Source organism: Azotosporobacter soli, assembly GCF_030542965.1.
In the GTDB taxonomy this organism is placed as follows: Bacteria; Bacillota; Negativicutes; order SG130; family SG130; genus Azotosporobacter; species Azotosporobacter soli.
In genome coordinates this window covers 275,857-288,618 of the sequence record NZ_JAUAOA010000001.1, presented here as the reverse complement: position 1 = coordinate 288,618, position 12,762 = coordinate 275,857, and the positions used below count along the sequence as shown (strand labels likewise).

Below are 12,762 nucleotides of genomic sequence, written 5' to 3'. Positions count from 1 at the left end.
CAGCGTGCAGCCCAGAGCTTCTTACAGAGGAGAGACAATTGAAAAATAGAATGCGATAACACGAAGAAGGGAAGCGGGCCGCTCGTATCGGCCCGGCGGGAAGAAAGGAAGGTCTTCCTCCTTTGCTTAAAAGGCGGAAGAGAATTTGAACTGCATGGCGATGCCGTCATAGTTCGGTGCGTCGCTCACACTCGAGGTATGCAGCCAGAATTTTTGCAAGTCCAGTGACAGGCTGCGTTCATGCGGCAGCGACCAGTCGAAGCCGATGCCGTAGCTGAATTTGCTGCGATTGCCGATCGCGGTCGGCAGATTCAAGGTGACGATGCTGCCGTTGCGTTTCAGATAGTCGAGGTTCAGACGCAGCGTGCGCGTCGGCGAAAGCGCGCGACTCCAACCCGCGCCGGTCGCGTAACTGTGCAAACCGGTATTGGCATCGCTTTGCACGATGCCGGGAGCATAAGCATCTGCCTGGTGGTAGGTGGCGCGTCCATAGAGCATCAGATTGTCGCGTTTTGAGAGGCTGCGATTATGCACCAGCTTGAAATCCCACTCAGAGCCTTCCCGGTAATAATCAAGTTTGTTTTGCTGCGTCATTGACGAAGAGCTATGCAGAAGTTCCGCCAGCGTCTGCTGCTTTGCGCCGAGATGCTGCCAACGGATAAAGGTTTCCAACTGGCGGCCGGGCAACGTGACGGAGGTAGGATCGTCTTTGAGCGGCTGATATTGCCAGGCGATATTGAAACGAGTGCCGAAGGTCCAATTATCTTCCTTGCCGATCGGGCGGCTGATGCTGATGCCCGGCGTCACTTGCCAGCCTTCGCCGAAGTTGTTCAGCGGCGCAAGATCTTCTTCGATAAGAGTGTTTGTCTCGCGTGCGCTCAGTGCTGCCTTGCCGGTCGGCAACGTGACGTCGAGCGTGTAACGGACGGGATAGTCTTTGTTTTTATTGGTGTGGCCGATGGAAAGCTGCGTGTCGGAAAACGTTGCGACGCGCGAACCGAGGCTGCTGTTGGAGATGACGTAATTGCTCGTCAGACCGTAGTCGACGCCATGACTCGAATAAGAAAAATCATAACCCTGCAGCCACTGATAAAAATCCTGACCGTCGCTTCGCTTGGCATAGTAATATTTGCTGCTAACGGAATAATAGACGTTTTTATCCGGCGGCGGGTTTTCGAGCAAAGCCAGATTGCTTTTTACTTCCGCGAGTGCCGTGCGGGCAGCGAGCGTATCTTTTTGTGCTTCGGGCAGCGCAAGGGCAGCATCCGTTTTATCATTCTTGGCATCGCGCAGCAAATCGGCGGCGCTCAGAAGGCGATCCTGCGCTTCCTGCAGCGCCTCGTCGGCGGCTTCGCGTTTTTGCGTCAGCGCATCCGCCCGAACTTCGACCCGCTCAACGGCGGCGGATAAGCGATCGGCCGTCTGCCATTTGCCTGCGGCGTGAGCGCTGGCAAGCTCGACGCGGCGACGCGTTTCTTCGGCCTGCGCCAAAAGAGCGTCGAGATTGGCGCCTTCAAAGGTGGTCAGGGATGCGGGCGCATTCTCGGATTCGATGCGCTTCACCTGTGCGTCGGCGCGCCGGGCTTCGTTTTCGGCCGCCGTCGCTGCGTTTTGCGCAGCGGAAAGTTCGGCGAGCGCCTCTTTTTCGGCGCTTTGCGCCGATTGCAATGCGAGCTTGGCCGCCTCGACATTGCTTGTCGCTTCGAGCAGGCCCTGCTCCGCTTTGCGGACGGCTTCTTCAGACAGGCGCAGCGTTTCGAGCGCTTTCGCCTCGGCGTCGAGCGCGGCGCGCAGCTGAACTTCCGCCTGCTGCAGCGCCGCTCTGGCGGAGCGGATATCGGCCTGGCGCTGCGCCTCATCTTCGAGCGCGGTTCGCGCCTGACGCAGCGCGGCGGCGTCGCCGCGCGCTTCTTCAACGATGCCGACGGCATCCGCGGCGAATACTTGAGGCGAAGCGCTAAGCAAGAGCAAGGGGCAAAGCAGAGGAACAAATTTCTTTACACGCATAAATAGAGGCTCCTTTTATCGATTCGAGTTGCCGGATAAATTTGCGCCGAGAGCGCGACAAACGCGCTGCAGTAGTCCGGGCAGGGTCTGTGTGAACATCGGCTGCGAACTGAAGACGAAATAATCGAGGCGTTTGGCATAGGAATGAAGCAGATAGATCGAAACGGACACGGTCAGCATGCTGGAGAGGAAAAAGGGAAAACCTTGCAGATTCGTTGGCAGATGAAGGCCGATCAGATTGAGTGCGAAGTTACTGGTGAAAAACAAAAGAGAAATGAGCAAGGCCTCGCGACGCGCATCAAAATAAAGCAGGATGATCTGGATGATTTGCGCCATGCCGATCGCAAAGGAACCAAGGATGAGGATATTATAAATGTCGATCGACTCGTGCGTGATGCCGATGCCGGGTAACAAAAAATCGCCCAGCGCCAGAAAGAGAAGCGAGAAGACCAACTGAAATTCAAACAGGTTGCGGATTTCCGACCACATCGTCTGCAGCATATCCTGGCGGGCTGTCTCGATTTCCTGATAATTTCCTTTGCCGGTGATGGCGCTGAAATACACCCTGTATTTATCGTAAAAGACAAGTTCGGCGGAGACGACAAAGGCCGCCATCGTCGGCATGATCGAAAGAAAGGCGTAGAATGTCGCCACGTCATAGGTCGGCGAAAAACGATACGTACCCGCGACGATTTGCGCCGCGTCGCTTCGCCACAAGAAAAAGTTGGCGGTGTAAATGCCGAGCGTGTAGCAGAAATTCGTCACGAAAAGACGGGTGTGATCGTCAAAATAATGCAGGAAGGCAAAATAATGGCCGCCGCGTAACGGAAAAAACTGCAAGATGTAAAAGAGCAGCAGCGCGAGAATGACAAAAACGCCGCTGCAGACGGCAAACAGTATGCCGAGCAGCATGCTGTCCTGATCCGGCAGCAGGTATAAGGCGGCGAAGGCAAGGAAAACGGCGGTTGCGGTACCGGCGGCATAGGAAAAGATGATCTTGAGATAATCCTTTAAGGCCGATAGATAGACGCCCTGAATCCAGACGATGATCAGTTCCATATATAAAAGATAGGTAAGGACTTTGAGCAGCAACGGCAGCGGCGAATTCCAAAGAAAAAGCAGAGCCGGCACAGCGCCGAGCGCGAGGGCAAGAGCGAGGATGCCGAAGAGCGAGGGGATGATCTCTTCATACTGTTCATTGAAGAGACGGTCGGCGACATAACGGGTGATCAGCATCGAAAAGCCGCTCGAGACGATCTGCGAGAAGATGAACGGATAGACGATGGAACCGAGATAGAGTTGTCTGCTGTAGTAAGAGGCATCCATCAGCGTCATCAGTTGCTGGATCGCCAGGATCATCAGCGTGGCCAGCATGAACGGCCCTAGCGTGACGATCGCCGTGTAAAAGCTGGCCATCAGATAGCCAACGGTACTGGTCTTGTTAAAGAGTTTCTTTAATTCAAAGCCTATTCCTGCCATAGTACCATCCCATTTTCTTCATAAACTTTTTTATAACGTTGAATCAGCAGATCCTTGGTGTAGAGGCTGGCTGCGCGCGCAAAGCCGTTTTGCCCCATTTGCCTGCGCAGTTCCTGGTCCGAGGCCAAGCGGAGGATGGCGTTGGCCATCGTCTCATAGTCAAGCAGCGGTACGATATAACCGGCTTTGCCCAAATCGTCCCCAGCGCCATAAATAAGTTCGCTGCAAGCGCCGACATTGGTCGCGATGCAGGGCGTCGCGCAGGCGAACGCTTCGAGGATTACCAGCGGCTGCCCCTCACTGATGCTGCTCAGCACGAGAATGTCGATTTCCTGCAGATACGGCGCTACGTCCTGGCGGCCGGTGAATTCGATGTTCGAAAGGTTTAGGTTCTCGACCAGTTCCAGACAGTTTTGATAATATTCGGGGTCGGCATCGGTAGGGCCGACGATCAGGAAGCGGGCATCCGGAAGCTGCTCTTGTACCAGCGCGAAACTGCGCAGCATCGTCAGGAGGTCCTTGATCGGCACGACGCGCGCGATCGTGCCGATCGTCAGCGGTCCGCCGGATTCTTTTTTTGCCAGTGCCGCGTATTTTTCCACATCGATTCCGTTGGGGATGACTCGGATCTTTTCCGGCGCGCAGCCTAAATAGCGTTCGATTTCCGCATTTTTTTCAAACAGCGTGTAAACCGCTGTTGCCCGCTCATAGGTCAAACGCGAGAGGCTGTAAAAATAGGAAATCCATAAGTCTTTAAAGTCTTCTTTTACCCAGGTCGCTTTCAACAATTCCTCTTCGCGCTCACGCGAATAAATGCCGTGTTCGGTGAGGATGAACGGTTTTTCGTATAAGACGGAGGCGAGACTGCCGACTGCGCCGGCGTAGCCGGTTGCGACGCTGTGATAGAGATCGGCTTCGGGAACGTCCTGCTGCAACAAGTAAAAGAGCGGCAGCAGCATCGAGCGGATCGTCCAGAAAAAATCGGTGAACGGCAAATCGCTGTATTTTTCCTCGTACGCTTCTTTGATCGCGTCAAAAAAATCGAAACTCATAAAGATATCGAGCGCCGAACGCGTGCGTGCGGAACGAAAAATTGGCAGCAGCTTTGCCAGATCCAAGACGCCGTCGCTGCGAATCAGCGCCGATAAACAGTCGATCTCCTGGCGGCTCAGCGAGCAGGCGTTCAACTGCGGCGTCTTCAGTTTGAGAATGCTGTCTAAGAACAGTTCGCGGACTTCTGTCAAATTGGCGGGCAGCTTATATTGAAAGCGCCCGCGCTCCTTTGCTTCCGCCGCGATCGAATAAATGACGAATTCGTGTTCCGGCATGCCCTGGATCAGCATTTGAATCCAGGAGGCTACGCCGCCGGTCACGTACGGGTAACTGCCTTCGACAATCAGACAAATTTTCATGCGGTGACACTCCTTAAAACGCGAGATGGGCTTGCGTGGCTTGCAAAGTAATCAGATAACTTTGCTCATCGATCCGTTGATAAGAACAGCCGCTGGCGCTGCGGATTTTCTTCGCGCTGCGCAAGACAAAGCAGGCATCCTGGCGAAAGCCCCAGCAATAGATGTCGAGGCCGTCATCGCTCGGGACGAGGCGATAGTCGAGCGCGAGATAGTCGCTGAAGTATTCGCCGCTTTGCGACAGCGTGCAGCTGCGCAGCCAGGCGTATTTCTTCTGTACCATCTTTAGCAGCGAATCGAGGCCTTCGTACATATCGCGCCAGCTGCGCTGTTCATTTTCGGGATAGAAGATATTGTCGGGATGGACGAAATGTGAGAAGACGCCCATATACGTGATGCCGTTCAGAATTGCCCAATCCTCGTCCGGATGGCGGTTGTAGTCGGAGCTGAGGCGCGGCATCTCGAGGATGCCGTCGGCCGCGCGCTTATAATCCTGGTAATAGGTGTTGCGCAGACCCGGATCGCCGATCGAGACCGAAGCGATGATCGCAAGGTCGGGCAGCGCTTCGGTCAGTGCTTGGCGTCCCTCGGGACTCAGCATATTCGAGGGCGGTACGTAGGTCTTGAGCTGGTATTCAGGATACGCTTCTTTCACGTAGCGCCGGACTTCGCTCAGGCTTGCCGCCATCGACGCTTTGTCGGGCCACGGCGTGTAGTCAGAATACTGCGGGTTGAAGTCTGTGATCAGCGGCTGGTGGTTGTAACCGTGCACGCCGAGTTCGCCGCCGCTTTTCAAGAGCTCGCGCCCGTAGAGGATCAGGTTGTTGCGCATCAGCTGGCCGTCCTGCTCCGGTGCGAACGGCGCGCTCTGCTGCGTGTTGTAAGTCTCGATGATCAGACCGGTGTAACGGATATCATATTTCGCCGCGAGACTCAGCATGTCGGGCCACCAGATCTGACGGAAGAACTCGGGCGTCGAAAGACGGTACTCGTCATAGATCTTGGCGTGCTTTCCTTCCGGAATCGGCGCGGGAAAGTCATCGATGCACATGGTCTTGCTTGCGACGACCGGATAGGCGAAAAGCGGCTGGCCGAGCGAGAGCAGGCCGGTCAGCAGACCGCGCTGCTGTTTGCCGGAGAGTGTGCTGCCGTTAAAGACGACATAATGGCCGCGACCGGCAGCGCGCTCCCAAACGAGCGGCGTATTGTCAAGCGCAAGCATGTGCGCGGTCGCTTCCGGCGTCAACTGAACGCCGAGCGAGCTGTTGTCGAAGACGCCGCCCGGCAAAGAGAAATCTTTGCCGCCGAGCAGAAGATTGTCGAGCAGTCTGCCGCCCGGTGCGTTGGCCGCGGGGGAGACGGCAGCGATGCCGAGCTCCGTCTGTACGGCAAGGAGCTTGTCGTTTAAGACCGGCGTCGTCAGAAGATACAGCGTCAGACCGGAATCAACCTGCGCGCGAAAGCGATCGAAGTCAACGGTCGCTTCCAAATCGCCGCTGACAAGAATGATGCCGTTGACCGCGGGAAAGGGTTCCGGCAAAGACTGGCGTGCGGATTGGATGAGGTAGTCTTTTTTTAGACTTTTCAAGGTTTGCTCCACATTGGCGCCCAAGCGGAGGCTGTCCGGGTCGGCAGGGTCGTACACAATCAGATAGCGCTCGCGCGGCAAAGAGGACGCGAGCGGCGGTTCTTCTTTGGCCTGGCCGCTCAAGAGCTGCGTGTTCTGATTGCTGAAGAGACGGAGAAATCCGTCGCTGCGATTGTATTGGAAGAAGAGACCGAGCGAAAAGACCAGCAAGAGAACAAGAAACATATTCCTATGAGGCATGTTGACCTCCTTGATCCCAAAAACGGACGGTCTCGAGCGCGGTTGGGCTGAAAGGGATACGGGACGATTTGAGTCTTTGCAGGGTACGGTGCAGCATCGTGTAACGCCCGGTCAGGTGGCAGTAGCGCATATAAAGAAGATACGCCTCTTCCTGATCGGAAAAACGTTTGAAGAAAGCCAGGCCGTACTTGCGCGCGCTGTGGTAATCCTTTATGCTCAGCGCCAGTTCGATGCGTTCCACCCAGTAAAGTTTTTCGTTTTTTTCCTTGCGCAGGATCGCGTCGAGCGCGGCTTCATATTCCGCGCGCCATTTGTTGCGACTGTTTGCGTCGAGGATCGTGTCTTTCAGATAGTGTTTCAACAGTGCGGCATACTTTTTCAGCAGCAAAAGATCATCGGACGTCTTGCCTACTTTCTTGCGCAGGCGATTCAACTTGAGTTCCAGTTTCGCGATGCGGTGCGTCATGATCGAGACCGCGTAATGCGCGATTTCGGTGTCCTTGTCGCGTACCGCATCGAGCAGGATGGAGGGGTTGTCGAGCTGGTCCTGCTTGATGACGCGCGTCAGCGCATTGCGCCGGGTCAACGGATCTTCAAAGAGCAGCAGATCCTGGACCGGAATGATGTCGGCGCTTTGCAGGCGACCCAGTTTCGCGACGCTGCGCGTCTTCTTGAACTCGCCATACAGTGCGGAGAGATCTTCTTTTTGCTGCGCGTTGCTCTTGTGGCTGATGCGCAGTAAAAGCAGAAGCAAAAAGCCGAAAAACGGCAGCAGACTGAGCAGCGCCAGTTCCGCCAGGAAACGGCTCGTGTGGTCGCGCTGGAAGAGGCGGCTGTAAGCCGCATAGGCTGCGATGAGGAAAAGATGAAGGAGAAACAATGCAGTAATCATATTAAGCACCTGCCATCTCTATGGTGTGGAATCCTTTTTGCGCCAGGCGTTCCTGGACGACGGGGAGCATTTCGCGTGTGACGTTCTGCAGCAGCAGCAGGACGTGACCGGACGGATCGAGCCCGGCGTAATCTTCGGCGCGGATGACGTTGGCCAGCGAGTGGTAGAGGGCGACCAGATCCTCGCGCTTATCGCGCAGGCGCAGCAGTGTGCAGGGTTGGTTGTGCTTCAGGCTGCGTTTGGTCATTTCCTGTTGCAGCTTGGCAAACGCGTCCGGCAGCAAAAGCTGCGTGCCGCTGACCTGTTGCTTTTCGCTGCTGCTCAATTCGTAGCTGTGCGCTTTGCCCAATGCGTCCGCGATCAAGAGCGCGGTGACGCGCAGCAGGTTGCTCTGATGCAGCGTCATGCTTTCAAACGGGAGGTTATAAAGCTGCACGATGGCGATCGTCTTGTTCTGATAGCGGATTGCCGCGGCCATCGACGGGCCGGCGAAATGCCGGTTCACGAAAACGCCTTTCGTCTGCATGACTTTTTGCGCATACGGCGAATCGGCGACACGAATCGAATTTTCCAGATACGGCGCATCGTCTTTGGCGCGCACCTTGATCCGCCAGAAAGACGAATCGGCGTTCACAGTATAGATATCAACGCTGCCGCAGCGCATGATGCGCTGCAGAACGTCGATCGAGGACGTGTAGATGTCTTCCGGCGCCAAGCTGTCGAGATCCTTGATGATGCTGTAGATCTTGCCGATGCTGTCGTCGGAATTGACGATCTGGTTATAAAGGACGTCTTTGACCTGGACGCATTCCAAATGCATCTTTTCCAGAAAACGATGCTTGTCGGCGATGCGTTCCAGTTCGTTTTCCTTATCGGCCAGGATGTGGCGGCGGCGGTCGGTGACGTAGCCAGTAATCACGCCGAGCGCCAGGTATACTGCCAGATGCGTCAGGTATTGCACCTGATACAAGAGCGTGACGAGATCGGCGCCTTTGGCCGTCATGCTGTAGCAAAAGAGCAGTACGGAGAGCGCCGTTGCGGGCATCGATTGCTGTTTGCCGTAGAGCAGACCCATCACCGCGATATAGATGTAGTTGTAGTCCATGCCCAGACGAAAATCGAGCAGGCCGCCGTGCAGATTGAAGAAGGAGAGGCAGGCCATCAGCGCGAAGAGCGTCGCGTTTTCCAGATAAGGCCGGTAAACGGAGAGGAATGAAGGCGGGGACGGCGCTTTTTCCGGCGCAAGAAGTGCCTGTTCCGCCTGCCAGAGGCAGGTTTTTTCAAGGCCCTCTTCCAGCGTGTAGCGCGGCGTCCAGCCGAGCTGCTCTTTGGCCGCACTGTTGTCGAACGAAGCGCGGCAGATGTCGAACGTGCGATACTTTTCGTGCGTCAGGCCAGGCAGGTCGTAATGCTTTCCGAGCAGCTTCACGACTTCGAGCAGGTTGTGCGATTGGCGGCTGACGATGTTGATGACAGGCTGGCGGACGATTTTTACCGCCGCCCAGTAGATGGCCATGACCGCGTCGTCCACATAGAGATAATCGCGGCATTGCTGACCGTCGCCGTGAATGACGAGCTTCTGTCCGGCTGCGATTTGTTTTAAGAAACTCGAGATGACGCCTGCCTCGCCGAAGCTGCCCTGGCGGGGGCCGTATACGTTAGAGAGACGGAGGATGACGGTCTCCAGACCGTATTGCTCCTGCCAGATGCGGCAGTAGGCTTCGCCGTTGGCCTTGTTGATGCTGTAGAGCGAGAGCGGCTTGAGCGGGCTGGCTTCCGAAAGCGTGAGTTCGGCCGAATCGCCGTATACGGCAGTCGAAGAAATGAAGAGAAACTTTTTTACCTTATACTGGTGTGAGAGACGCAGCATATTGACCAAGCCTAAGATGTTGGATTGGCAATCTTCGTACGGCGCTTTGGCCGATTCTGCGACGTCGACCTTGGCGGCCAGATGGATCACGATGTCGAGGTTGTTGTTCTGAAAGATCGCTTCACATTCCTGATCGGCGATGTTGCGCCGGTAAAAGACATGCGGCAAGGTGAGGTTGCGCGCCAGACCGCTCGATAAATCGTCGATCACGAAGACGTCGTGCTTTTCCTGAATCAGTTTTTCGCACAGCTGCGAGCCGATAAAGCCGTAGCCGCCGGTGACAAGTATTTTCATGTGTGGAACGCTCCTATTACATAGAGATTATTTTCATTGCACGTCGGGGTTGTCGAGGAAATACTGATAGCCGTCCACGACGTCGAGCATCGCGCCGTCAAAATCGGTGGAGAGAATCCTGTCGAGCTGCGCATTGCGGCTGCCGAAGAGCAACTGCTGCCAGCCGCTTTGCCAGTAGCGGACCTTGAAGTTACCAACCCAATCGGGATTGGCTGCCACCAGCCAGGCGGGCGGCGACTGTTTCCAGTCTTTCTGCCAATAGGGACGGTAATCTTCCGCTTCCGCAATGCTCAGATAAGCGAGAACCAGACGCTGGCCGCCCTGCGGCTTGCGTTTGAGCGAACGGACTTCATCCGGCGTCAGCGGCGAGCTGTTGAAGGTCGGATCGATGATCAGAAGGTCGAATGCACAGGCGCGCAAAGCGGCGAGATAAAGACTGCGGCTGGCGAATTCTTCCGGATTCAACAGCACGAGAAAGTTCTTCGCCTGGGCGAGACGGCTGACGTCGCTGCGATTGCTGCGCTGCGTTTTTTGCGGCAGCTTCGTTAACTGGCGGTTGGGGGCGGCCAGTGAGACGAAACCGGCTTGTCGGTTTTTCTGGTAGGAATCTGCGACTGCCGCAGTCGAACGGCAGTAATCGATGTTGAAGAGCGGTTGATTCAGTTGCTGCGCGGCCGTCAAAGCGGACGACCAGGCGAGACGCGCCTCCGGCGGCGTCGCCTCGTCGTCCTTCATCTCCCAGCCGTAAAAATAGCTTTCCATCAGGATGCCGTCGAGACTGGTATTGACTAGCGTCCGTGCGGACGGCGTCAGCGTCTCCGGCGCGAATAAATCGAGACTGCCGTTGCCCAAAAGCTGAAACGTTGCGTTGCGTTCCTGACTATAGCTGCGCAGTTGTCCGAGCAGGCGCGCCATTTCGAGCGGATAATCGGGCGGCGTTTGCTGCGCGCGCGCCAGCGAAGGCAAGGCAGCGATGCAAAGCAAGAAAAGAAGCGTGCAACAGGCGCTGCGAAAAAACATGGAATCACCTCGTTTCAAATTATGGTAACCAGCGTTAAATAAATTAAAAAACGACTGCCGGTATGGCAACAGCGATTACTGTTGCAACCTGGCAGTCGTAGACATTTGTCGGTAGACCCATGGCTTTGCGCCCTTGGCTTTCGCCAAGTTTGCCCTCCCGAATAAACACTGCGAAGATGAGGCGGCGCATTGGACGGATAAAATCCGACATCCAGGCCTGAAAAACTTCGGTACTTTCGGAGGCATATTTGTAAAAAATAGTGTATCTTGTTTAGAGTTTAACAGAAATGAAAGAAATGTCAAGCGAAAAATAGGACTTAAGGCCGAGTTTATAGCCTCAAGTCCTATTCAGATTTTTCTTTCTATTTCAACGCCAGCTCAAGCTGAAAGTCGCGGCGTAGCCATTTGGAAAAGCGCAGTGCGGCATCCTGTTCGAGCGGCGTCGGGGCGCTGGCGTCGAGCTGTAGGCTGAGACGTCCCGCTTCAATTTGCGCGTTGACGTTCTTGACCAGCGTCATTTGCGTCGTATCGAGACTTTCGGCGATGCTCAGCAGCAAAGCCAGTTTGCGTGCGGTCTGCCAGTCGGCCTCATCGAGGAACTGATGGTAGAGGCGGTTGTGGTCGAAACGGAACGCCGGGCCGTGATGCCAGCCGGTGATGACCGCGGCCAGCATCTGTTCGCGGTGCGACAGACCGAAAAGGCGCGCGTTTTCCACCAGATAGGTGCTGTGGCGATAGTGGTCGTAATAATTGATGCTGATGCCGGTGTCATGCAGCAAGGCGGCCGTGCGCAGCATCAGGCGGCTGCGATCGTCGAGCGCGAAAAAATCGCGGCAGCCGCAAAAAAGCTGATCGGCCAGTTTGGTGACATGCTCGGCATGCGAGATGTTGCCATTATATAGAAGCAAAGTGTTTTTCGTGCTGTGTTCGAGCGGATTCGCCACGACTTCGCTCTGTCCGCTGCGCGAGAGAAGATATTGGAGGAACAGGCCTTCGCGGACGCCGCAGCCGCTGACGATGAGTTGCTGCGCGTGCGCTTTTTCCTGCAGCGCTTTGACGATGCCGATGCCGGCCAGGATGATGTCGGCGCGTTCGCCGCCGAGGCCCGGCACTTTGCGGCGCTGCGCGAAGCTGAGCTTCGAGACGTCCTGCCATAAGGCGCGAAACGACATCGAACCCATACGATAATTGTGCAGTTTGGGAAACGGATAATTCTTGCGCCGCTGATCCATCTTCGCGATCGTCCGGGCGGTGCCGCCGACGCCGAGCAGCGGCACATTGAGGTTCTTCAGCCAGGGCAGCTGATTCAGCTGCTTGCGAAAGAATGCCTGCAGTTCGTCCAGCTGTCCTTCGGAGGCGCGGTTGTTCAGGCGGAATCGTTCGGTCATATTGACCGCGCCGAACGGCAGGCTGATCATGTGTTCCGCCTTGCGGTTCCTGATCAGCGTCAGCTCGGTGCTGCCGCCGCCGAGGTCGAAGAGCAGCGCGTTTTCTACATCGAGCGTGTTGATCGCGCCGAGATAACCGAGTTTTGCTTCTGTCTCGCCGCTGACCGCGCGCAGCGGGATGCCGGTCTCCTTGCGTACCCGTTCAACGAAAGCGCCGCCGTTTTTGGTGTTGCGAACGGCAGCGGTGCCGACCGCCAGCGTCTTGTCGACGTTAAAGAGGCGGCACATGTGCGAAAAGGTCTGCAGCGAGCGGAGCGCGCGCTCCATCGCCGCGCTTTGCAACTTATTGTCCTGGGCGATCCCTTCACTGAGCCGGACCGCCTCTTTTTGATGATAAATCAGATTGTAAGCGCCGTTTTTATAAATTTGCATGATGATCAGGCGGGCCGAGTTCGACCCGAGGTCGATGACCGCGACGCGTTCACTCATGGCAGATCACCCCTTTGCATTCGATTTGAAAAGTATAACATAGTTTGGACAGCATAACATAATTTTAACATCCGATTGCTATAATA

Annotated in this window: 8 protein-coding genes and 1 riboswitch; all 8 genes read right to left on the bottom strand. The window is 55.8% G+C overall.

The window, feature by feature from the left end:
- Positions 1 to 126 precede the first annotated feature (126 nt).
- The 8 genes from QTL79_RS01280 to QTL79_RS01245 all read right to left on the bottom strand — a co-directional run bounded on the left by QTL79_RS01280 (position 127) and on the right by QTL79_RS01245 (position 12,676).
- Entirely contained in the window at positions 127 to 2,007 is a 1,881-nt protein-coding gene (locus QTL79_RS01280) for a coiled-coil domain-containing protein (protein ID WP_346353117.1), read from the bottom strand.
- A gap of 15 nt (positions 2,008 to 2,022) precedes the next feature.
- Positions 2,023 to 3,486 (bottom strand): exopolysaccharide Pel transporter PelG, encoded by a 1,464-nt coding sequence (pelG, locus tag QTL79_RS01275; RefSeq protein ID WP_346353116.1) that lies wholly within the window; start codon positions 3,484 to 3,486, stop codon positions 2,023 to 2,025.
- Entirely contained in the window at positions 3,474 to 4,898 is a 1,425-nt protein-coding gene (gene pelF / locus QTL79_RS01270; RefSeq protein ID WP_346353115.1) for a GT4 family glycosyltransferase PelF, read from the bottom strand. Before pelF ends, pelG begins: the two co-directional genes overlap by 13 nt.
- Before the next feature lie 13 nt (positions 4,899 to 4,911).
- Positions 4,912 to 6,723 carry a DUF2194 domain-containing protein gene (locus QTL79_RS01265; protein WP_346353114.1) on the bottom strand — a complete coding sequence of 604 codons (1,812 nt, stop codon included), beginning with the start codon at positions 6,721 to 6,723 and terminating at the stop codon, positions 4,912 to 4,914.
- Positions 6,713 to 7,615, bottom strand: coding sequence for a hypothetical protein (locus tag QTL79_RS01260; RefSeq protein ID WP_346353113.1), 903 nt, complete (start codon positions 7,613 to 7,615; stop codon positions 6,713 to 6,715). Before QTL79_RS01260 ends, QTL79_RS01265 begins: the two co-directional genes overlap by 11 nt.
- 1 nt (position 7,616) lies before the next feature.
- Positions 7,617 to 9,779: an NAD-dependent epimerase/dehydratase family protein gene (locus tag QTL79_RS01255; protein WP_346353112.1), complete on the bottom strand. Its 2,163-nt coding sequence runs from the start codon at positions 9,777 to 9,779 to the stop codon at positions 7,617 to 7,619.
- A 33-nt stretch (positions 9,780 to 9,812) separates the two neighbouring features.
- Positions 9,813 to 10,799 (bottom strand): endo alpha-1,4 polygalactosaminidase, encoded by a 987-nt coding sequence (locus tag QTL79_RS01250; protein WP_346353111.1) that lies wholly within the window; start codon positions 10,797 to 10,799, stop codon positions 9,813 to 9,815.
- 79 nt (positions 10,800 to 10,878) lie between these two features.
- Positions 10,879 to 10,963: riboswitch (cyclic di-GMP riboswitch) on the bottom strand.
- A 198-nt stretch (positions 10,964 to 11,161) separates the two neighbouring features.
- Entirely contained in the window at positions 11,162 to 12,676 is a 1,515-nt protein-coding gene (locus tag QTL79_RS01245; RefSeq protein WP_346353110.1) for a Ppx/GppA phosphatase family protein, read from the bottom strand.
- Positions 12,677 to 12,762: the final 86 nt, after the last annotated feature.

Excerpts from the sequence above, each read along its gene's own strand:
- pelG (WP_346353116.1), bottom strand. The coding sequence starts at position 3,486 with ATGGCAGGAATAGGCTTTGAATTAAAGAAACTCTTTAACAAGACCAGT.
- QTL79_RS01265 (WP_346353114.1), bottom strand. The coding sequence starts at position 6,723 with ATGCCTCATAGGAATATGTTTCTTGTTCTCTTGCTGGTCTTTTCGCTC.
- QTL79_RS01250 (WP_346353111.1), bottom strand. The coding sequence starts at position 10,799 with ATGTTTTTTCGCAGCGCCTGTTGCACGCTTCTTTTCTTGCTTTGCATC.
- pelF (WP_346353115.1), bottom strand. The coding sequence starts at position 4,898 with ATGAAAATTTGTCTGATTGTCGAAGGCAGTTACCCGTACGTGACCGGC.
- QTL79_RS01260 (WP_346353113.1), bottom strand. The coding sequence starts at position 7,615 with ATGATTACTGCATTGTTTCTCCTTCATCTTTTCCTCATCGCAGCCTAT.
- QTL79_RS01245 (WP_346353110.1), bottom strand. The coding sequence starts at position 12,676 with ATGAGTGAACGCGTCGCGGTCATCGACCTCGGGTCGAACTCGGCCCGC.
- QTL79_RS01255 (WP_346353112.1), bottom strand. The coding sequence starts at position 9,779 with ATGAAAATACTTGTCACCGGCGGCTACGGCTTTATCGGCTCGCAGCTG.
- QTL79_RS01280 (WP_346353117.1), bottom strand. The coding sequence starts at position 2,007 with ATGCGTGTAAAGAAATTTGTTCCTCTGCTTTGCCCCTTGCTCTTGCTT.